We start from the raw sequence: 22,454 nt of genomic DNA, 5'->3' as shown, positions 1-22,454 counted from the left end.
TGGTTCTGGTTCTGGTTCTGAATCAGGAAGTGTATGGGTGTTGATGCCGTCCACAGAGATTGTTTCTTTAGGGCCAAGGAACTTGGGTTGAACATCAAGCACGTAGATATCCAGTAAGGCTTTTACGCGAGCCAAGGTTTCACGGCCACGAATTTTGAGTCCCGCCAACCCTTTTGGGCTTGGAACCGCGAGGCAGATAGCATCAATGTTGTAGTGGTCGGCAATAAAGAGAGCACGTTCGCAGTGGAAGGCCTGTGTGACAATGGTAAATTCGTCGGCATCAAAAACCTCCCTTGCGCGGATCACTGAATCGAGCGTTCGAAATCCTGCATAATCCAACACAATATGTTCGTCAGGAATGCCTGCTTTGAGCATGTCTCTTTTCATTGTCCACGGTTCGTTATACGAACGGTGTGCGTTGTCGCCACTCAGTAGAAGCACATCCACTTTCTTCTCTTGATAAAGTGCCTGGGCGGCTTCAACACGGTAGGTGTAATACGGATTTCTAGTTTTACCTATGTATTTGCTGGTGCCGAGTACCAATGCAACATGGCGTGCCGGTGTGTTATCGATGGACGTGTATATCCTTCCTTTCGCCTGATAAGACACCCAGAGATCCATCGCCGCAATACTGAATAGAGATGCGACTATCAGGAGAATCGTGATGATAGCGAGTTTACGAAAAGGCATGAGCAATTAGACGAGGCTTTAATTCTTTGATGAACCAGCAGGATATAACAAAGGAACGTAAATGACAAAGAGAACAGCCGCAAGCGTGTGAGCTTGCGGCCAACTTTTTAGTTAGAACGATGTACGCTTATATTGGCGGTATTTAGGTTGCCAGAAAATCGCATCGATTTTCTCTTTCAGCGCATCTTCTGCCAATTCGAGTGCAACACCTTGTTCGATGGCTTTCTTAGCAACAGCAAGTGCAATGTGCTTTGACACGGTGTGAATTTCTTCCAGCGGCGGAAGCAGAGCACCTTCGCCGTCTTTCGCCAGTGGTGAACACTCAGAAAGTGCGCGGCTTGATTCCATCAACATTTCGTCAGTGACACGTTTTGCATCCACAGCAAGCACACCCAAACCAATGCCAGGGAAGATGTAGCTGTTGTTACATTGTGCAATGGGGTAGGTCTGACCGTTATCGAGCACGACAGGGTCAAACGGGCTGCCCGTTGCAACCAATGCTTCGCCGTTTGTCCAACGAAGAATATCGAATGGCGTCGCTTCAACACGGCTGGTTGGGTTTGATAGCGGGAACACGATAGGGCGCGCACAGTGCTCGTGCATCGCTTTAATCACGTCTTCACTGAACAGACCCGGTGCCCCAGACACACCGATAAGTACGGTTGGTTTCGCGTTCTTCACCACATCCAGTAGAGAAAGGTTTTGATCGTCCGCTTCCCAATCTTTCAATGCATCACGCTTTTGTGTCAGCTTTTGCTGGAAATCCAGCAGGTTTGGCATGGTGTCTACCAACAGACCCCAACGGTCAACCATGAACACACGCTCACGCGCTTCTTCATCGCTAATGCCTTCTGATACCATCTGCGCGATGATCGCTTCTGCAATACCACAGCCTGCAGAACCTGCGCCCAAGAAGGTAATACACTGTTCGGAGAGGGCCGTGCCTGCCGCTTTACAAGCAGAAATCAGCGAACCAACCGTGACAGCCGCGGTGCCTTGGATGTCGTCATTGAAACAACACACACGATCTTTATAACGCTCAAGCAGTGGCATGGCGTTCTTCTGTGCGAAATCCTCAAACTGGATTAGCGCATCTGGCCAACGGCGCTGAACAGCTTGAATGAATTCTTCGATGAAATCATCGTAATCTTGGCCCGTGACGCGGGAATGGCGCCAGCCCATGTACATAGGGTCAGAAAGGCGTTGCGGGTTATTGGTGCCCACATCAAGCACGATCGGCAGGGTGTAAGCAGGGCTAATACCACCACAAGCGGTGTACAGCGCCAGTTTACCAATAGGGATACCCATACCACCGATCCCTTGGTCACCAAGGCCAAGAATGCGTTCGCCATCGGTGACAACAATCACTTTCACGTTGTGGCGTGAAGCATTGTTTAGCATTTCGTCAATGCGGAAACGGTTCGGGTAAGAGATGAACAAACCACGGCCACGACGATAGATATCCGAGAAATTTTCACATGCAGCACCAACGGTTGGTGTGTAAATAATAGGCATCATCTCGGTGACATGGTTGTTCACCAAACGGTAGAACAGTGTCTCATTGGTATCTTGGATATTGCGCAGGTAAATGTGCTTATCCATGTCGTTCTCAAAGCGTTTGTATTGCTTGTAGGCACGCTCTGCTTGCTCATCAATGGATTCAATGGCTTCTGGTAGCAAACCTTCAAGGTTGAAAAACATACGTTCTTCAACGGAAAACGCGCTGCCTTTATTCAGTAGCGGCGTTTCAAGTAGCGCTGGACCAGCGTAGGGGATATACAGAGGACGTTTTTGATTATGCATTAGTAAGTACGACTCAAATCTTTCAGAATTTTATGAATACGTTAACCCTTCGTTATTGGGTATGTCACTTCTGTGTGCCAGCTAAGGAAACAAGCAAACAGAGGGCTAACGATGTGCTGAAAGTGTAGTGGTGAAGTCCGTTACTGTTCAACCTTCTTTTGGCAAAAGAAGCGGCGGTGTAGCGTATTTAACGCGTTATACATCCAAAATGGCCTCAAACATTAGCGTTTGAATCACAATGAGAAAGTTTGAACAACACAATTCGAGGGCTAGCGACGCTTATTCGAACATTGGAATGTTTCTTTGTCGGTGCTTTGAGATACACTGCGAACCATTCGAAGTGTTTCAAGATCTCCTCATGCAACCAGACTTTTCATTTTCACTCCCTATTGATGTTCTTCGTGATGAGATAGCGCATGTGCTTCCTCGGCGTAATGTGATCATTCAAGCCGATACGGGGACGGGAAAATCGACACGGGTGCCACTTTGGGCGCGAACGCTTGGCCGTGTGTTGGTGATTGAACCTCGACGAGTTGCGTGTACTTCACTTGCGGGGTTTGTGGCAGAAAGCCTTTCGACGTCTGTTGGCGAGCGTGTTGGTTATGCCATTAAGTTTGACCATCGGTTTACTGAAAACACCGAAATTGTGTTTGCGACTCCGGGCGTGGTGCTTCGCTGGTTTAGCGAAAACAAACTGGCGGATTTTGATGTGGTGATGATCGATGAATTCCACGAGCGTCGCGCTGAAATGGATCTGCTGGCAGCCTTGTTGCTCAAACATGAACACCATCGCTTGATCGTGACCTCTGCGACCTTGGATGCGGGAAAACTCGCGACCTATTTTGATGCAGAATGTTTAAAAGCTGTTGGCAGGAGTTACGGTGTCACAATTTCTCACCATGCCCGAGACCCGCAGTTTATGCCTACTTCACGGGATTTGGATGTTCGCATTAAGGCCCTTGTTGTTGATGCATTGGCGCGGGGCGGTGATGTGTTGGTTTTCCTTCCCGGCAAGAAAGAGATTAACCAGTGTCAGGCCATTTTGAAGGGCATTGAAGCAGAGGTTATTCCTTTGCATGCGTCAGTATCTGATCACGATAGACACAGAGCACTGCACCCATCTTCTAAGCAAACTCCGCGTTCTCACGCTGACGCTCAGTCTGACTATGTTCAACGTGTCGTGCTGGCCACCAATGTCGCTGAAACCTCATTGACCATTCCCGGAATTGTCACTGTGATTGATTCTGGTTTAGAGCGCCGAACGCACCAACGTAATGGTCGTACTGCATTGGCTTTGCATGCCATATCAAATGCCAGTGCTAAACAGCGTGCAGGGCGCGCCGGTCGTGTTGCTGAGGGATATTGTGATCGCATGTATGGAAAGCATGCGCCTTTAGAGGCATTCACCCCACCAGAGTTGGAGCGCGAAGAACTGACAGAAACCATGCTTGCGGCGGCGGCATGTGGTTACCCACTCAATACATTGCCTTTGCTCAGCGTTTTACCTGAAAAATCTTGGGTCGCAGGTATGCAGAGGCTTCGCGCGATGGGGGCTGTTGATGACGCTGGGCTAATTACCGCTCATGGTCATGTCCTATACCCACTGCCGATTGATGCATTGTTTGCGCATCTTATTTCGGGCATGAAGGATAAAAGCCATCAAGAAGCGATGTGTGATTTAGCCGCAATGCTTCAAACACCACAAAAGGTTTGGACGCGTAAAGGCGGCGATGAATCCCTCGACACGTTTACCCAATGGAATAAGTATCAGTGTGACGTTGTCACATCATTGGCGGTTATTCGAGAAGAACAGCCCGACGTCATTGACGTTGATGCGCTTGCGCTTAAAGAAGCGAAGCAACTTTCTGCCTCTTTACGTGACGCCTTGGCGTTACCACAGCGAGAAGTGGCGAGTCGGTTTAAGCGTGAAGCCTTTTTGAAGAATGTCATTGAAGTCACGCCAGAATTAGTTTTTGTTCGCCGCGAACGCAGACAGCAAGCGTTCGGGAATGGCATGAGCGAAGCCGTGCTGAGTCGTGACAGTGATTTCCCTGATAAAGGGCAAGCAGCAATCATCTTTGATCAATTTCATTTGGCGGGAAAAGGGTCAAAGCAAACCACGTCATATGCGACCTGCATGGCACCTATTTCACTTACTTGGATCGCAGAAGCTGGCTTAGGCGAGGAGCAGATTGGAGAACGACAAGAACAGAATGGGCAGTTCATTGATCTCGTTAAAACTGTTTATGCCGGTCGCGTTGTCTCAGAAACCGCAAGGTTTGCAGAAGGCGACAGTCTGATTTCAGCGTTCGCAGAGCGCATTCTGTCAGGCGATCTTATTGAGGGTGCAGGAGAGGCGATCACTCGACAAGTTACCTACTGGAACCTTTATCAATCCTTAGATAACAAAGCGTCGAGCGAGACTGTAACTGCGCAGGTGTGGCTTCAACAAGTGCTTGTCGATTTGGGGGTGGAATCTGCGGAAGATCTAGCACTTCTCGACAGTGATGATCTTCACTTTGATGGCATTCCTGAATGGGAGTTTGATGATTTTGCTCAAAAATACCCGCTAATGCTTCAGCTTGCGCAGTTAAACCTGACGGTCGAATACAATAAAGCAAAACGCACTGTGATTCTTCATCACCACAGTGGGCTTCGAAAAGAGGGGCCAAAACGGTGGGAACTACCAGCATGGCAAGGCTGGCGAGTTCAATACAAAAAGGCCAGCCGTGTGGTTGATGTGAAATAGGAAGGATAGAAACGCCTCAACAGGCGTTTGTATTCGTTCGAGGGCTACTCAAATGGCGAGAACATTTCGACTTCCGCTAAGCCAGTGTTTGCGGTGCGTCGTGACGTTGATGTTACTCGAATGGTAACGGCGTTTACTTGCTTTGAATTGAAGCGTACAGGGAAGGCGAAGCCGTTGTTTGAAAGTTGATTAAACGGCAGTGTTGTCGTGTTGTTTCCGTCATGAAATACAATTTCACCGCCCGTGATGTGATCGACGAGGTTTGGTCGGTCATAGAGAGTGATTTGGTCGAGCGTGACTGACTGAGCCCATTCATATTTTATCCAAGCACCGTTCTTCTCTCGGTTACTTGCCCATTCTGCTTTTTGGATGATTCTGTAGTCCGTTGGGTAGCCTGAATAGACACCATCAACCGTATTATCGGCGGTTTGTCCCGTTGAATAGTTCTCTGATGACGCGGTAATGGTTGCATCTTTAGCGATGTTTTTTCTCGTTTGGCACGCCGTATTGGTATTCTGTTCGCGTCGGTACATGCGTGTGAGCCATGCATTGTGGCCGCGATCCCACGTACTGCTGTGATAGTTATCGGCAATACTTCCGGTTGTTACTCCCCATGTCCCTGCATTGACAATAAGTTCGCTGTCGGACACGTTTCGCGCTAAAGATGCAGTTCTGTAGTTTTGATAAAATCGAAAATCAAAGCAATGCTCTTTCAAACTGAATGTTTGAATGTCTTGCATTAGCCAGGATACTGCCTGGTGGTCAGAGTGGTCTCCATGATTGCCATGCTCGGCGATGTTGGTTTCAGCTGCGTGTATCTTAATAGTAGAGAATCCAACGGCTTCTTCTGCAATAAGCTGCTCGATGGTCCAGACTAAATCTTTCCAGCCATCGAAGGTATCCGCACCATCCACTGTTAGAAGTTGGTCTACATCGCCATTTCTGAGCTTTTCGAGTGATGAATATCCTGTGAAGTTATAACCACTGCCATTACCCGACCCGTCCGGTAGACGGAAAAAATAGGATACGGTGTTGCTGTAAGCCGAACGTTCTAAGGTGTGGTCATTCACTGTAACAGTGGACACGCTTTCTTCTCTCCCGCGCGCGCCATTTTGAGTGTTCACCATAAATCGAATAGCGCTCTTTGCTCCCTCTTCTCTCGCAATGTATTTAGGGTGTTGAAGGGGCCCATCTCCCAGGCCCGCATCACCTGCAGTGAAGTGAAGGAAAACGACTTTGTTACTGGGGTTTTTCACATCGTTGTAAGCGCTGGGATTCATAAAAAGCTGCCAGTCGTCCGCATGTGCAGCGACATAGATACTCAGGGTTGATGAATATGCAAATTGACTAACCAAACAAAGGGCAAGAGAAGCGCCCAACGTCGTTTTTTTCATAGGAATACTCTCAAGTGGTGGCTGTGAGCATTTATCCGAAGGATAACGCGTAAAGAAGTTGTTTTAGCAGTAAGCCTTTGAGAGAGCGTGTATTAAAATTTGAAAAGAGATTGAAAGGAACGAAAAAGCGCCCGAAAAGGCGCTTTACAGTGTTTATATGCGGTGTTCAGACGTGTATCAGTCGCGGAAGTTATTGAACTGGAAAGGCTGGCCAAGATCAGATTCTCGCGCCAACTGCATTACGGCTTGTAGGTCATCACGTTTTTTGCCCGTAATGCGCAATTGCTCACCTTGGATTTGAGCTTGAACTTTGATCTTTGCATCTTTGATCATTTTCAACAGCTTCTTCGCAATCAATGCTTCGATGCCGTTTTTGAAATGAACATCTTGCGACCAGGTTTTGCCGGTGTGAACGACGTCTTTAGGTTCCATCGCTCTTGCATCTACGCCGCGCTTCGCCAAATTACCGCGAAGAATATCGATCATCTGAGTGACTTGGAAATCTGAATCAGCAGACACTTTGACGACTTCTTTGTTTAGCTCGAAGCTGGCGTCAACACCACGAAAATCGAAACGAGTTGCGAGTTCTCGCTTTGAGTTGTCTACGGCGTTTCTTAGTTCGACGTTATCAATTTCAGAGACGATGTCAAAAGAAGGCATAGTATTATCCTGATGTTTACTTGAGAAAATTAGACAAATTCTACAACAAATTGCTTAGTTGTCGTTATTACGTTTTTCAATCGCGTTTGCCAACATATCCAGCATGTCGCAGGTATCATTCCAACCCAAGCATGGATCTGTGATGGATTTACCATAGGTCAAGCCACTGATGTTGTCTTTTTCAACCGCTTGGTTGCCTTCCTCGATAAAGCTTTCTGCCATGATGCCTGCAATGAAAGCGTCGCCATCGGTGATTTGCTCACAAATGTCTTTCGCGACATCAAGCTGACGTCTGTGTTGTTTTTCACAGTTAGCATGGCTGAAATCAACAACCAATTTTGGCACCAAATTGAAACCGTTAAGGTGTTCAGCCGCACTGGCAATATCTTCACGCTTGTAGTTAGGCTGGTGGCCACCACGTAAAATAACATGACCATACGGGTTACCGCTGGTGCGATAAATGGTCATTACGCCTTCTTTGTTTGGCGAACAGAACAGATGAGACGTTTGGCTTGAGCGAATCGCATCAATGGCGATCTTGATGTTGCCATCGGTGCCGTTCTTAAAACCGACTGGGCAAGAAAGGGCGGATGCCATTTCACGGTGAATTTGAGATTCAGTTGTACGCGCACCAATGGCACCCCAAGTCACCAAATCAGCAATGTACTGACCTGTGATCATATCGAGGAATTCAGTGGCGGTTGGCATGCCAAGTGCATTCACGTCGAGTAGAAACTTGCGTGCTTTGAACAGGCCTTCACGTAAATGGCAACTGCCGTCCAAACGTGGGTCATTAATCATGCCTTTCCAGCCAACAACGGTGCGTGGCTTTTCGAAATAGGTACGCATAACAATGTGCAGATTGTCTTTGTGCTGTTCTGCTTTTTCTTTTAAACGGCGGGCGTAATCAAGTCCTGCTTCTGGATCGTGAATCGAACAAGGGCCGACAACAACAAGAAGGCGGTTGTCTCTGCCTGCAAGAATATCTTCTGCTTGTCTACGTGATTCTGCAATGTGCTGGGCAATGCTGTCAGTAAGCGGATGTTCATTTTCCACTTCTGAAGGCGTTGGCAAAGTGTCAACAGGTTGCGTTCTGAGTTCGTCTGTTTTGATTGGCATGGACACTGCCTTCCTTACTTCAGTTTTGCTGCAAAGGCAGTAAGATAGCAAAAATTCGCGGACATAAAAGCGGGGAAGCGATCTTTGCGCAATTAAATGTGTTTATTGCTTTACATTTCGTCTGTTCTCGTTGCCATTGCTGGTATTTTGCGCTGTGGATTTCAAGGTTTTAACGTTGACGCTAGAAATTGATATTTTCGCTTGTATCCCCGAGTGTCTCTGGGTATGTTTTGAGGCAGATAGAGACAAATCTGTTGTTTGGATAAACCTTCGATTTGTTTCAAGAAAATTTGCCTCTTTGGCAGCTCAATCATAACAAGGCAGTATTGGTGCGCTATGTCTCAAATGGAATTGACTTACTCTCACGTTTTTAAAACCCCGTCTCAGCTAGAAAACAATGACATTGCCCTGGGCTTGATTGCTTTGGGTGATCTCTATGCATCAGCCATTAATGTCCATCCTGCATCTTTAGATGACAGCGCAGAAGCCGTTGCAAAGTTGGTTGAATTGATTGAAACGGCACATAAGAAAAACCCCGATCAACCGCTTCGTATCATGTTGAACCACAAAAGCTCACTGGAACTTCGCCAGTTAGTAAACAGCGAGGCTGAAGCGGAAGAGTCAAACCCAGATATGGGATTACGTGGTGTGTCTCGTTACGTGAGTGACATAGGTCGTCCGGGCTTTGTGTTGGAATGTGAAGTGCTTAAAACAGCCATCGTGGACAAAAAGCTTCCTGTTGAGATTGTGGTGCCGTTTGTTCGCACATCAAGCGAAGCTGCCACCATGATTGACCGATTGGCAGAGCGTGGCTTATGCCGTGGAGCGAACGGGTTAAAAGTTCATCTCGCATGCCAGCTTCCCGCGAATGCGTTACTCGCCGAGCCATTGCTTGCGTATTTTGATGGGATCGTGGTTGATGTTGATAACCTTGCCGCATTTACCTTGGGTGTGGATTTTGGAAACGATGCGTTGCCGTATGGCTTTAATAAGCATAATGAAGCGGTGCGTGGTTTGATTCTTGATACTATTCGTAAAGCGCAATTGGCGGAAAAACCGGTTGCCGTGCTAACACAGCAGAGTGATACGCACATTATCCAACTTGCAGAAGGTGCCAATGTGGAGATCCTTTTCCAGTAACATGCGCCTTTGAACAGTGAAAACGCCGCGATTGTTCGCGGCGTTTTTGATCGTAAAGACTCACGGTGTGCAAGCCCAGTGTTGATTGGCTTACAGAGCTCTTTGCACTCGAATTGGATGAAGAAAAGGCAATCACTTCGTTGTATTCAAATAACTACAACGCATGCGCAGCAAATCCCGTATACTGCGCACAATTGAAAAACGAAAGAGCAGAGCATCAATGATTAAAATTGGTCAGTTGAATACCTTAACCGTGGTGAAAGAAGTCGATTTTGGTATTTTCGTCGATGGCGGCAGTGAGTACGGGAACATTTTGTTGCCGAAGCGCTATGTACCAAAAGACACTCGCCTCGGTGATGAAATCGAAGTATTCATTTATTTTGACTCTGAAGACGACATTATCGCGACGACAGAAACACCTTTGGCCCACGTTGGTCAGTTCGCAAAACTGAACTGTATCAATACGACGCCAGTCGGTGCGTTTCTTAACTGGGGCTTGCCGAAAGACTTGTTGGTGCCGTTCAGTGAGCAGCGCATTCGAATGCAAGAAAACCATTCGTACCTTGTTTATCTGTACTTGGACAATGCATCAGGCCGTATTGTTGGCTCAACCAAGTTCAACAAGTTCCTTGATAAAACACCGGCGCGTTACAAAGTAGGCGAGCAGGTACATATCACTGTTGTTGAACAAACGGATCTGGGCTTCAAGTGCGCTATCAACGATAGCCACTGGGGTTTGATCTTCAAGACAGAAGCATTTGGTAAGCTGTTTGTTGGTAAGTCGCTAAAAGCCTTCATTAAGCAAATTCGTGAAGACGGCAAAATTGACCTGTCTTTGCAGAAGTTGGGCAAGGGTAAAGTGGATGATCTCTCTGACAAAGTCATTCGCACACTCGAAATGAAAGGCGGCTTCTTGCCAGTGACAGATAAGAGCAGCCCTGCGGAAATCTTTGAGATTTTCCGTACCAGTAAGGCCACGTTCAAGAAAACCATTGGTAGCCTGTACAAAGAGCGACGAATTCGCATTGAGTCTGACGGTATTTACTTGATCAAGTAAACCAGTCAACGGCTGATTCAAGCAAAAAACCTTTAAAAAGGAACCGAGAGGTTCCTTTTTTTGTGTCTCTTTTTCAGGCGAAGAAGTCTTATCTTTGACCTTGCAAAATGGTCGTGTGAAACCGTTTCTTACGATGCATATTGTAAGGCATACAAACCACGCGAGTTTGGCTAGGTATAAAACCTATAAAGCAATGCATGATAAGGCGAGGGACCGCCGAATAAAAAGAGCCCGGAACGATTCCTGTTCCGGGCTTAGGGGAATGGCTCGTAAGAGCCTTGCGCTAACTGGTTTAAATGGAGATTTGTAATCTCTTAAAAATTTAGCTTCTGCAAGGCGCTTACGGCGTTTCATGATTGAGAATATGAAAAGTCTTCAGTTAACAAATAAGTTCACGTCTCTAACTAGTTCTCTTGGAAGGCCATTTTTAATTCTATTGCCTACCCATTTACCTATTCCGATAGGTTGACCTCGGTAACATACAATCACTTCACCTTTTCCTGTGAGATCTTGCGGCCTAATATCTCGGCCCATATACCATTCTTTAGCGTTTTCTGCTGAAAGGTCGAGGCAGACCGCTTCTTTGCCTGTGGCCAATGCCATCACGGTTTCGTGTTGCCAGCGATAACCATTTTTGTGTGACTCAGCAAGTTTCAATCCGATGCGATCGAATTTAATTTCTGGAAGCAAGCGTTCAACGGCTTTCGGGAACAGCCAAACCTCTTTGTCACGAAGCCACACGGTTGAATTTTGCGGCACGACTATGCCCAGTGATGATTCGACAGCAGCAATGATTTCGGCTGAATCTTTACGTGTTGCAGGCTTAAATGGGAAATTACGCGGGCGCTTTCTCACCATTTCGCTGTTCACATTTTCGGTTTTTCGAATACGCGCGACGAAGAAGCCTTCGCTATCGAAGATTTGCGGAAACACGTGGAGGAAGCCATCTTCGGTGCAGGCTTTCTCTGCGCCTTCAAACAAATGGCCTAAAGGTTCAAACTCTGCTGCATCGCCAAAGGTTTCTTTCAGAAAGTGGCAAATGTGCTGGTTTTCTTCGTGGTTCAATGTGCAGGTTGAGTAAACCAGGGAGCCGCCTGCTTTTAGCGCGTGAAAGGCGCTCGTGATCAAATCACGTTGTGTGTTTGCAATCTCGGTAACGGATTCAGGGCTCCAATTGCTCATTGCATCGGCATCTTTACGGATTGTGCCTTCGCCCGAGCAGGGTGCGTCGAGCAAAATGGCATCAAAGCTCTCTGGAAGCCATCCACCAAACACACGGCCATCGAAGTTCGTCAGCGCTGCATTGTGAACACCACAACGGAGTAAGTTCGCGTGAAGCACTTTCACGCGGCTTGCTGAATACTCGTTGGCGACTAACACACCTTGATTATTGAGTGCAGCCGCAATCTGGGTTGTTTTCGACCCTGGTGCTGCAGCCATGTCTAATACGCGCTCGAGATCGATATTGTTCTCAAGCAGGGCGGTGACAGGCAGCATCGAGCTGGCTTCTTGAATATAGAAAAGCCCTGCCATGTGTTCGGCAGTGTTGCCGAGTGGCACGGTATCGGCGTTCTCTTCACGTTCAATCCAAAATCCGGTATCACACCAAGGAACAGGAGACAGCGTCCAACCTTTCTCTTGCGCGCGGATTGTAAAGTCTTCGACAGAGTTCTTGAGCGTGTTTACGCGAATACTTCTGCGTAACGGGCGCTTACACGCGTCGATGAAATCGTCCATGGAGAGATGAGATGGAAGGATTTGCTCAACTTGTTTTAGGAATAACTCTGGCAATTCGATATTTGGATGCACTTGAACGTGTCTCTTACTGAAATTTCTTGATGGCGAAGTGTAAAAGGAAAGCGGTTCAGACGCCAGATTCTCTCTACGTTCAGCAAAGAAAAAGCGCGATCCTTTATAAAGAATCGCGCTTTTCGGGGTACTTGTGTTCGGTTTGAACTTGGCTCTGCCGTGTTAGAACTCAGGAATGGCTGTGCGCCATGATTCCCATTCTGACTTTGCTTCACGGTGTAGCAAGTAATGCTGATCAGAACGAGCAGGTGCGGCTAACGCTTCACCTTCTGGGGTCGCGAATGCTATGCCGCCTCTCAAAATGCTTTCAATCGTTCCACTGCGAACCGTCGCTCCCGTTAAACCTATCGAGACGTCAACACCAGAACGGTTCCAGAATACGGTATTGTTTCGAACCAGGTGTTTGTAATCGTCACTGATTTTTACTTCAATCAAGACTCGGTCAGCAAAGCGACCAAGACGGACATCGGTGACTGTACCTACTTCAAAATCACGGAATAGGATTGGCGTTCCCACGTTGACTGAACCGCGATTTTCGCTCTCCAGTACAAGCGCCAGACCGCCTTTGTATTCCGCAGCGTTGTGAAGTTGGAATTCCTCACGCAGCTTGCCATTGCCCGGTACGACGGAAATATACGCGCCAAACAGAGAATCCAAGTTTTCGGTTTTGGTTAGGCTCAATGTAGGCTGCGCTACCCAAAAATAGCTCGTCGCTTTAGCAAGTTTGCTCGAATACTCAGGGTATAAAATGGCATTCACGATCACACCTTCATATTGGAAGGCAGGGGAGAGCTCTGTCACTTCACCGACATCAACGCCTTGATAGCGGATCTTGCTGCCCGCGGATAGACCATTGGCTTCATCTGCGTTGAAGGCGATTTTAAGGCCGTAGTTTTGTGCATCAGTCAGGCTGTCATAAAGCTTCCAGTGACGGCCATTTTTGTTATCAATGCCTTGAATGTCGCCAAACGAAATACCGCCGGACACGATTGATTTCAGCGAGCCTGTATCAATCTGAACGCCAGATAAACTTGCTTTAATGTCGACACCTGACTGGTTCCAAAACACCGTTTTGTCAGAGATCAAATGGTGGTATCGGTTTTCGATCTTCACTTGTACTTCAACGCTATTTTTAGCAAGTTTGAAGCCTTCGACTTTACCAACGGTGAAGTTCTTATACATCACCGGGCTGCCTTCTGATACAGATGGAAGCTTCGCGGCGACAAGCGTCAACATTCGATAGCCTTTCAAATTATCTTTTGCATTTCGCGCTTGGATTTCAGATTTAAAGAGGGTGTAGTTATCGCGTACCTTTGCTTCACCATCACTGGTAAAGCTAATGGCTGATTCCGCGATTTGGGCGACAGCCGGTACGATGAATTCTACGCCTTCAGATGTAATTTGACCTGTAACACCGCCGACGATGAAAAAGCGTGTCTGACTCTTCACCAGGTGTTTGTATTGTGGGTCAATGATGACATCAAGGCTGACTGAACCATCGTTCAGTGCCGTTTTGTTAACGAAGCCGACTTGCATGCCGCGATACAAAATTTTGGTGTTTCTACCCAAGCCCCATGCGTTTTCTGCGGTTAAAGAAACCGTCAGCGCGCGCGGGTTCGCTGCCATGATGGAATCCGTGCTTTTTGCCGTGAATTCATGCGTGTCATCACCATCGCCAGGGGTGATAGACAGGGTGTTCCCTGTAAACAAATTCGGTAGATTTTTCAGACCATCGAAATTGAATTGCGGGGCTTCAATGATGAATTCACTGTTACTTTTGAGTAGCCATGCCATCGCGGGATCAATGTTGGCTTTCGCGATGGTGCCCGTGAAATCTTTATTGAATGAGATATCGTTTAGGCGACCGACCTCCAGCCCTTGGTAGACGATAGGGGCCTGTGGGCTTTTGATGTTGTGATTTGCGGGCAAATCAATGGTGATAGGAATGCCACGATCTGTATCGTTAATTGAGCTGTAGAGTCGGAACGTCGTCATGTCAGGTGCTTGTGTTGCACCCATTGGCGAATCAAACGCGACACCGCCGGCGAGAACAGAGGCGAGGTTTTCCACTTTGACATCGACACCAGATAGCGACACATCGGCACTCACGCCACTGACATTCCAAAAGCGTGATTTTTCCGTCACCAGACTCGCGTGCTCTTTCTTCACTTTGAGCGACACTTTTACGCGGGTTTTGTCTTGCGTTAACCGGTAGTCGTAGACTTCTCCTACGCGGATTTTTTTGTAATACACGCCAGAACCGATACTCAGTGACCCTAAGTCTGGGGCTTCAAGCACAACGTGCATACTGTCGTCATCGAAGGCTACGGGAGGCGCTTCTTCCGCGGCGACGAATCGGGTTCTTGAATCACCCGCGCCAGGAAACACAGCGATATAGTTACCGGAAACCAGTGCGTCTAACCCGCTAATACCTGTGATTGAGGCTTTGGGCTTTACCACCCAAAACACCGTGTTCTCTTTGAGGATTTTTGTCGCTTCGGGGTAAATGTCCGCTTCTGCCGTGATGCTTTGGAGATCATCTGCCAGATTGATTTTACGGATCATACCGACTTCTAAGCCTTGATAACGGATGGTGGTTCTTCCCGCTTCAATGCCTTGTGCATCGGTAAATTGAATTTCAATGCGTTCACCAGCTTCACTGACGGAACGATAAAGAAGCCAACCTGCTAACAAGAAAGCAAGGGCGGTAAAAATCCACAAAGGGGAGATCCCTCTGTCTTTTCTAATCGTCGGCTCTTTGATTTGAGGTTGTTCAACGTTGCTCATATTTATCCCAAATAAGACGAGAATCGAGGCTTTCAGCAGCGATCATGGTAAGCACCACAACTAAGCCAAAGGCAATAGCGCCAGGACCAGGCGTAAAATCAAGAAGGCGTCCACGATCGATAAGAGACATCATGATAGCGATGACGCATAAATCCATGACAGACCACTTACCAATCCATTTAACGAAACGGTAAATTTTCATACGTTGCTTGCGGCCTGATTCTACTTTGAAGTGAATGCAGATGAGGATGTAAGCAAGGCCAATGATCTTGGCGACCGGCACTATAATGCTGGCGGCGAAAATGATAATGGCGATGCCATACATGCCTGTTTTAATCAGGTGGGCAACGCCGGAAAATATGGTGTCTTCTAATCGTTTGCCGTTAGTGAGCAAAATCGAAATAGGGAAAAAGTTCGCGGGGAAGATGAAAATCGTTGCAGCGATTAAGCAAGCCCATGTTTTTTGGATGCTTTGGAAAATACGCTTTTCAAGTTTAGCACCACAGCGGGCGCAATTTGAATGCTCAGCATTTTGCGCTAAACCACAATGCTTACACCCAATCATGTGCTCTTCATCGAGCGTTAGTGCAGTTTGCGGCTGGCTTTTAGCGTTGTTCATCAACTCGGCTTTGGCAGAGTAGGCGTCCCAGTAACGCTTGGGGGACACACGAGAAAGCAAGGTTGCCATGAGTATTTGGAGCAGCACAAAACTAAAGAGCCCGGTGCCCACCGATATTTCAGCAATGTCTGCGACTTTGAAGCCTGCAATACCGAGGCTGACAAGAAAGACATCAACCATTACCCAGTGTCGAATTACCTTCAATACATACGTCGTGTAGTAGAGGCTTTTTGCATGGCGGTAATGAAGTGCGACATTTGATAGCAATATCGACAAGAGAAAAACAAAGGGCGAAAAGACGGTGCAGAAGAGGACTAACAGACCAACGAAAGGAAAAGTAGAAAGCAGAGTGACAGCGCCACTTCCAACCGTTGTTGAAAGGTTAACGCCAATCAACTCAATGCTGATCAAAGGAAATAGTTGTGCAGGGAAGAACAATGCCAGCGCAGCAAGCCCCAGCGCGATTTCGCCTGAAAAGCTGAGTGATGTATTTTTAGCCACTCGAGAGTCACACCCCGGGCAGCATGCGCTGTAGCCTCGCGCTACAGACACGTTATGCAATATCAAGTCACAAGATGTGCATCGCAGCACGCGCATGGCTGATTCTACCTTATATAACGTTGAGTGTTTCTCTTGATAGAGCGCTCAAGCTGTACAGCTTAGTACACTAAGTGTTGAGTCTGATAGACGGCTATGTGTGTTCATATTCAAGACAGCGTCATCGTAAAAGCGAAAGCATCATAAACTTTCTCGTCCTTTCGGGACATGAAATTATGCATAAAACACGGATATCTCGATGAATTTGTTCAAATCTTGGTCGTTCATTTTGTGGGTTAATGCCTCATGCTGCATTCATCACCTTAATTAAAGATTCGAACGTCCGGTGTTTAGCCACATAACTTTCATGATTTCATCGAGATAAATTCTTAGCCATCTTGAAGCAGTTTGGGATTTTAGGGCAATTTCACTATTGAACCTCAGATAAATACATTATACGGTTATCGCCTCCTTCATACGGATACTGTAAATCAATGGAAAACAAAGCCGCGTTCTACAACCTTCTTACTCGTCAAGCGTTAGCCTTGATAGAAGGGGAACCTAACCTCATTGCAAACCTTGCTAATGTCAGTGCGCTTCTTTACCAAGAGCTTGAATGCATTAACTGGGCAGGTTTTTACCTCGATGATGGCAATGAATTAGTGTTGGGTCCGTTTCAAGGTAAGCCAGCTTGTGTGCGTATTCCCTATGGAAAAGGTGTGTGCGGCACTGCGTTCAGGGAAGACTCTGTTCTACGTATCGAAGATGTGCACCTCTTTGAAGGGCATATCGCCTGTGATGCAGCCAGTAATTCAGAAGTTGTTTTACCGTTATATGTGAAGGGTAAACTTGTTGGTGTTTTGGATATAGATAGTCCAGAAAAGGCAAGATTTGATGAGTATGATGAAACCGGACTCACTTTATTGGTCAATGAATTGCAAAAACACCTCTAAATTTAAGGTTCTCTGTGGTTTTTCGTACTCAGGTATCTATAATACGCAGCACTTATTTTGTTAACTCGTACACAATCTCTATTGTCGCCTTTGCGCAAAGAGACAGGAAGAAAAATGGAAAACACTGAAAAACTGGCCAACAGCAAACAAGTTATTGCATATATCGCTGAGCGTTTCCCGAACTGTTTCACTCTTGAAGGTGAAGCGCGTCCTCTGAAAATCGGCATTTTCCAAGACTTGTCTGAACGTCTTGCTGATGATCCAAGGGTCAGTAAAACCCAACTTCGTGCCGCATTGCGTCAATACACGTCTTCCTGGCGTTACCTATATGGCGCTAAAGAAGGTGCTGTTCGCGTTGATCTAGACGGTAGTGATTGTGGCGCGCTTGAGCAAGAGCACATTGAGCATGCTCAAACTGCGTTGGCTGAAAGCAAAGCGAGAGCTGCTGAACGTCGTAAAGAGCAAGCTGCGAAACAAGGTGACAAAAAGTCTAACGCGAGAGACAAAAAAGCACCAAAAGCAAATAAATCAACGGCTAACCAAGCAAAATCTCGACCAGCTAAGGCAAAAAATACTAAGCTTACTAAGAAGCCAGTTGAGCCACGTCGTGAACTCAACGCCGAAGATATTGTCGTAGGTAAGGACGTTAACGTTAATATGGGTAATGGCAACATGCCCGCTACGATTGTAGAACTTAATAAGGACGAGGTTCGCGTACGTTTAAGCAATGGTCTAACCATGCTCGTTAAAGCGGAGCACCTCAGTTCATAAAGGGAGAACCCTCGACGCATGACATGTCGAATCCGCTTTTCTGTGATTGCTGCCAGTATTATGCTGGCAGCATCCGCTCATGCCATTGAGGCTAAGTACGAATCATCTGACTTACCTACTCTGGTGTCTGAACCTCAACACAAGACAGCCAGCAAACGTATTACCCGCCGTTTTGAAAAATCTCACTATAAGCAGTTTCAGCTTAATGATGCATTCTCCGCGGAAGTCTTTGATCGTTATTTAGAAACACTTGATTTTAATCGCTTGTTCTTGACGCAAGAAGAAGTCGATATGCTATCCAAGTGGCGTTCAGAATTTGATGACCAACTGCGTTCAGGTGAAACAACAGCAGCGTACGACATTTTCAATGCGTCTCTGCAAAAGCGTTTTGAACGTTATCAATATGCATTGTCTTTGCTCGATAACGAAATTACGTTTGATGCAAATGACGATATGTTGGTCGATCGCAGCGAAGAACCTTGGGCGAAAAACGACGCAGAGCTTAATGAACTGTGGCGTCTTCGTGTAAAGAACGATGCGTTGAACTTGAAGTTGGCGGGTAAAGATTGGCCTGATATTCAAGATACGTTGAAAAAGCGTTATAACAACGCGCTCAAACGCCTTACCCAAACGAAAAGCGAAGATGTTTTTCAGATCTATCTGAATGCTTTCTCGCGTGAAGTTGATCCTCACACCAGTTACTTGTCGCCAAGAAATGCTGAGCAATTCCAATCTGAGATGAACCTGTCTTTGGAAGGGATTGGCGCGGTGTTACAGGTTGAAGATGACTTTACTGTTATTCGCTCTTTGGTTGCGGGTGGCCCTGCATCAAGCTCGAAAAAACTGTCTCCAGGTGACCGAATCATTGGTGTTGCGCAGGATGACGATAAAGTCGTTGATGTGATTGGCTGGCGTCTTGATGATGTTGTTCAGTTGATCAAAGGTCCAAAGGGCAGCAAGGTAAAACTTGAGATATTGCCTGAAGGCGCGAACTCTAAAAGTTACAAGGTAACAATTGTTCGTGACAAAATCCGCCTTGAAGATCGTGCAGTAAAATCTGAACTTATCGAAGAAGGTTCGGCAAAAGTGGGTGTCATCTCAGTCCCTAGTTTCTATGTTGGTCTAGCTGAAGATACTAAGAAAGAAATTGCCAAGCTCAAAAAAGATAAGGTCAGCGGTATTGTTATCGACCTTCGTAACAACGGTGGTGGTGCGCTAAGTGAAGCGTCTGCGTTGACCGGTTTGTTTATTGAAGGTGGCCCCGTTGTTCAAGTGCGTGACAGTTATGGTCGCGTAAAAGTGAACAGCGACAGCGACAATGCTATTTACTACGATGGTCCAGTAACCGTTTTGATCAACCGTTACTCTGCTTCTGCCTCTGAAATCTTTGCTGCCGCATTGCAAGATTATGGTCGTGCAGTGATTTTGGGCGAACAATCTTTCGGTAAAGGCACGGTGCAGCAACACCGTTCACTGAACCATATCTATGATTTGTTCGACAAACCACTTGGCCATGTTCAGTACACAATCCAAAAATTCTATCGAATCAATGGTGGTAGTACGCAAAACTTAGGTGTTGTTCCTGACATTGCGTTCCCAACGGCGGTTGATCCTGAAGAAACAGGAGAGAGTGTTGAAGAAAATGCGTTGCCGTGGGATAGCATTAACCCTGCCGCATACAGCACTGTCGGTAATACCAACAGCTTGGTTGTTGAACTTGGTAAATCGCACCAGTCTCGCATCAAAAATGATGAAGAGTTTGGCTTTATTACTGAAGACATTGCCGAGTACAAGGCGATTAAAGACGATAATGTGATTTCTTTGAATGAGAAATCACGCATCGAAGAACGTGAAGAAGCAGACAACAAGCGACTTGCGCGTTTAAATGACCGTCAAAAAATGTTGGGGAAAAAAGCCTTTAAGACATTGGATGACGTGCCGAGCGATTATGAAGAGCCAGACGCTTATTTGAATGAAGCGGCTTTGATTACGCTAGACATGGCAAGGGCTAAGTAGCGTTGAGTTGTTACTCAATGATGAATTAACTACTGATTTATCAATAGTTAACAGAAATTAAAAAGCAGGCTTCGAGCCTGCTTTTTTTATGCTTTCAAAAAAAGTTAATGTGATATCAACGGCGTTTAGGGCGAGCAATAGTGTGATTTGTATCTAAGATTAAAGTAAGACCAAAACGAGTAAGGAGATACCGATGACGAAATGGATAAGCGTAATGTGCCTACTGTTCTCCTTATCGAGCGCCGTAAAAGCAGAAGATTTAACCCAATTTGATTTCCCTTTACTGCTTGGCGATTGGTATTGGTTTAGCCCGGATCAGCAATCCGAGCCTGCCGGAGAACAGGGTGCGTACAAGGCCATCAATATTTCTTTCAAGTCTGACTATCGCTTCAGCGTGAAGTTGTTGAATCGAGATGGCTCGGTGGAAGAGGCTTCAGGAAAATATGATCTTGATGAAACGACCATTGTTCTCAATGATGACTTCGGTGATTCGCAGCACCACGAATACAAATTGAATCACAACCAACTGATGTTGAAAGGCGCGCAGTTTACAAAAATCTTACCGAACAACTTATCAGGTGCTTGGTATAGCGACATCATTCGAGGGAAAGACGTTGGTGAAGAAGTCGAACAACTAGCGTTGATGCTTCGCCCTGATTTTCTTTTCTCTGCGAGAGTGTCAGGTAAAGAAGGGAAGTCGATCACTCATCGAGGCGTGTACTTCTTAGAAGGTGATCATCTCGTACTTATTTATCGCGGTGGACAACAAGATTCACAATTTGAATTGTCATCGAATACACTCAAATTGGTGGATAACCAATTCGGAATGGAAGCGGTGCTTCAACGACAATCGCCTTAAACTTGTTTAGAAGCGAGAAGCGAGAAGCGAGAAGCAAACCGATAGATACTCGTGTGGAATTAGAATGTTATAAAAAAGGGACGCTGATGAGTGTCCCTTTTTTTGTGAGTTAGATAAACCCATTGTCAGATGTTGAATGCTTTTTTCAACTCGCTGAGATATTCCGTATCTCTACAGATAGATTTACCGGGTTCATCAGAAATTTTCGCAACCGGTTTTCCGTTACACGTCACTAACTTAATGACGATGTTCAAGGTATCAACATCGGGTAAGTGACAGGTTAACTGGGTACCAATACCAAATGAAGTATTGATGCGACCTGTAAAATGTTGATGGATATCCAGCGCTTTGTCTAACGTCAGTCCGTCAGAGAATATGAGTGTTTTTTCAGACGGTGAAATACCGAGGCTTTCATAGTGCGCAATGGCTTTTTCACCCCAAGCTATTGGGTCGCCACTGTCATGACGAAGACCGTTAAATTGTTCACTCAGGTGCAACGTAAAATCATTCAAGAATGCATCCATGTTGATGCAGTCGGTGAGGGCGATGCCTAATTTGTCCGGGTATTCTTGTAACCAGCGGTTTAATGCCAACAACTGTGAATCAGCAAGATCACCCGCCAATTGCTGATGAGCTTGGAACCATTCATGGGCCTGGGTTCCGACGGCGGGAACATTGTGTTTTTTGGCAAGAAGTAGGTTAGAGGTACCTGCAAACTGAGCACACTCATTGGTTAAGTGCTCAACAATGGCATGGTGCACATTTTTTGAAAAACGGCGACGCGTACCAAAATCGACAAAATGAAAGTCTGAGCCAGCATTATCCAGTGCAGTCAGTTTGGATTTTAACAACGCTATGGCTTGGTCGACGGTGGTATTTGGATATTTAACGTGACAACGTAACTCGCAAATTATTGCAAGTAATGGCACTTCCCATAGGATGACATCAATCCATTTACCTTCGATGTGAATGGCGAGTTGGCCATCAACAATCGAAACAGTAACCTGTTCTGCGTTAAGCGAAAATTCCCGAAGATAGGCGAGGTAGTCTGCTTTATACAGGCCAAGCTCTGACAAGAATTGAAGTTCTTCTTCACTGAATGTTAAACAAGCAAGCGATTGGATTTCTGCGTCCAATCTGGCTTTTAGTTCAGTCAAACTTTCATTGCTTCGACAATGAAACTCAGCCGCAACGTTAACTTCCGGGTAGTGGTGGAAGATCGCTTGCTGCATATTTAACTTGTAGGCATCCGTGTCTAATAATGACGAAATGATTGGCGTATGCATGCCCTAAAAAGTACCTCGTGGCTCAAATTTTCGCTGAACGTTTATATAATTGGGTTTTATCGCCATTTGCAGCAGCAAATTTAACGTCAAACCTGCATCTTTCGTCAACCTAATGGTATTCGATCTGCGTCGGCTTCTTACTATCAATAGTTCGACTGCTCACTCGTTGCACAGTCAACCTGTAGCAAAACCGAATGTTAGCGGG

At 46.3% G+C, this 22,454-nt stretch carries 16 protein-coding genes; 7 read left to right on the top strand and 9 right to left on the bottom strand.

All coding sequences use genetic code 11. The annotated features are described in order from the left end of the window. Nucleotides 1-690: SanA/YdcF family protein (locus BCT27_RS22295; RefSeq protein ID WP_102392183.1), on the bottom strand; the 690-nt coding region annotated here is incomplete at its 3' end. Nucleotides 691-801: 111 nt separating this feature from the next. Then, entirely contained in the window at nucleotides 802-2,493 is a 1,692-nt protein-coding gene (locus BCT27_RS22290) for an NAD-dependent malic enzyme (protein WP_102396802.1), read from the bottom strand. A 358-nt stretch (nucleotides 2,494-2,851) separates the two neighbouring features. Here BCT27_RS22290 and BCT27_RS22285 point away from each other — a divergent pair, with 358 nt between their 5' ends. After that, a complete protein-coding gene (locus BCT27_RS22285; RefSeq protein WP_102396801.1) occupies nucleotides 2,852-5,242 on the top strand; it encodes a DEAD/DEAH box helicase in 2,391 nt (796 codons plus the stop codon). 44 nt (nucleotides 5,243-5,286) lie between these two features. Here BCT27_RS22285 and BCT27_RS22280 read toward each other — a convergent pair whose 3' ends face one another. The 3 genes from BCT27_RS22280 to BCT27_RS22270 form a co-directional block, all read right to left on the bottom strand. After that, nucleotides 5,287-6,636: a DUF7402 domain-containing protein gene (locus BCT27_RS22280; protein WP_102396800.1), complete on the bottom strand. Its 1,350-nt coding sequence runs from the start codon at nucleotides 6,634-6,636 to the stop codon at nucleotides 5,287-5,289. 177 nt (nucleotides 6,637-6,813) lie between these two features. Beyond that, nucleotides 6,814-7,296, bottom strand: a complete 483-nt coding sequence (locus BCT27_RS22275; protein ID WP_017011918.1) for a YajQ family cyclic di-GMP-binding protein — start codon at nucleotides 7,294-7,296, stop codon at nucleotides 6,814-6,816. A gap of 54 nt (nucleotides 7,297-7,350) precedes the next feature. After that, the gene (locus BCT27_RS22270) at nucleotides 7,351-8,415 is read right to left on the bottom strand and encodes a 3-deoxy-7-phosphoheptulonate synthase (protein ID WP_102396799.1); all 1,065 of its coding nucleotides are present in this window, start codon (nucleotides 8,413-8,415) and stop codon (nucleotides 7,351-7,353) included. A gap of 336 nt (nucleotides 8,416-8,751) precedes the next feature. On the opposite strand from BCT27_RS22270, the gene BCT27_RS22265 reads away from it, so the two are divergent. Continuing rightward, nucleotides 8,752-9,555: a putative PEP-binding protein gene (locus BCT27_RS22265; RefSeq protein WP_102396798.1), complete on the top strand. Its 804-nt coding sequence runs from the start codon at nucleotides 8,752-8,754 to the stop codon at nucleotides 9,553-9,555. 220 nt (nucleotides 9,556-9,775) lie between these two features. Beyond that, nucleotides 9,776-10,612 carry a CvfB family protein gene (locus BCT27_RS22260; RefSeq protein WP_102396797.1) on the top strand — a complete coding sequence of 279 codons (837 nt, stop codon included), beginning with the start codon at nucleotides 9,776-9,778 and terminating at the stop codon, nucleotides 10,610-10,612. Nucleotides 10,613-10,987: 375 nt separating this feature from the next. Here BCT27_RS22260 and rsmF read toward each other — a convergent pair whose 3' ends face one another. The 3 genes from rsmF to BCT27_RS22245 form a co-directional block, all read right to left on the bottom strand. Beyond that, nucleotides 10,988-12,421, bottom strand: a complete 1,434-nt coding sequence (gene rsmF, locus BCT27_RS22255) for a 16S rRNA (cytosine(1407)-C(5))-methyltransferase RsmF (RefSeq protein WP_102396796.1) — start codon at nucleotides 12,419-12,421, stop codon at nucleotides 10,988-10,990. Nucleotides 12,422-12,583: 162 nt separating this feature from the next. Beyond that, entirely contained in the window at nucleotides 12,584-15,208 is a 2,625-nt protein-coding gene (locus tag BCT27_RS22250; RefSeq protein ID WP_102396795.1) for an MlaD family protein, read from the bottom strand. Then, nucleotides 15,195-16,424 (bottom strand): paraquat-inducible protein A, encoded by a 1,230-nt coding sequence (locus BCT27_RS22245; RefSeq protein WP_102396794.1) that lies wholly within the window; start codon nucleotides 16,422-16,424, stop codon nucleotides 15,195-15,197. Before BCT27_RS22245 ends, BCT27_RS22250 begins: the two co-directional genes overlap by 14 nt. Before the next feature lie 434 nt (nucleotides 16,425-16,858). Between BCT27_RS22245 and BCT27_RS22240 the strand changes: the two genes are divergently transcribed. From BCT27_RS22240 to BCT27_RS22225, 4 genes are all read left to right on the top strand, one after another. Further along, nucleotides 16,859-17,317: a GAF domain-containing protein gene (locus BCT27_RS22240; RefSeq protein WP_102318848.1), complete on the top strand. Its 459-nt coding sequence runs from the start codon at nucleotides 16,859-16,861 to the stop codon at nucleotides 17,315-17,317. A gap of 114 nt (nucleotides 17,318-17,431) precedes the next feature. Next, nucleotides 17,432-18,088, top strand: coding sequence for an RNA chaperone ProQ (proQ, locus tag BCT27_RS22235; RefSeq protein WP_102318849.1), 657 nt, complete (start codon nucleotides 17,432-17,434; stop codon nucleotides 18,086-18,088). Between the two features lie 18 nt (nucleotides 18,089-18,106). Beyond that, nucleotides 18,107-20,104: a carboxy terminal-processing peptidase gene (prc, locus tag BCT27_RS22230; protein ID WP_102318850.1), complete on the top strand. Its 1,998-nt coding sequence runs from the start codon at nucleotides 18,107-18,109 to the stop codon at nucleotides 20,102-20,104. A 193-nt stretch (nucleotides 20,105-20,297) separates the two neighbouring features. Continuing rightward, on the top strand, nucleotides 20,298-20,963 hold the full coding sequence (locus BCT27_RS22225; RefSeq protein ID WP_102396793.1) for a lipocalin family protein: 666 nt from the start codon (nucleotides 20,298-20,300) through the stop codon (nucleotides 20,961-20,963). A 125-nt stretch (nucleotides 20,964-21,088) separates the two neighbouring features. Here BCT27_RS22225 and pncB read toward each other — a convergent pair whose 3' ends face one another. Next, complete coding sequence (gene pncB / locus BCT27_RS22220; protein WP_102396792.1) at nucleotides 21,089-22,249, bottom strand: nicotinate phosphoribosyltransferase; 1,161 nt, start codon at nucleotides 22,247-22,249, stop codon at nucleotides 21,089-21,091. Nucleotides 22,250-22,454: the final 205 nt, after the last annotated feature.

Origin of the sequence: Enterovibrio norvegicus (assembly GCF_002876705.1) — a bacterium.
In the GTDB taxonomy this organism is placed as follows: domain Bacteria; phylum Pseudomonadota; class Gammaproteobacteria; order Enterobacterales; family Vibrionaceae; genus Enterovibrio; species Enterovibrio norvegicus_B.
This window is presented reverse-complemented; position numbering and strand designations above follow the sequence as displayed.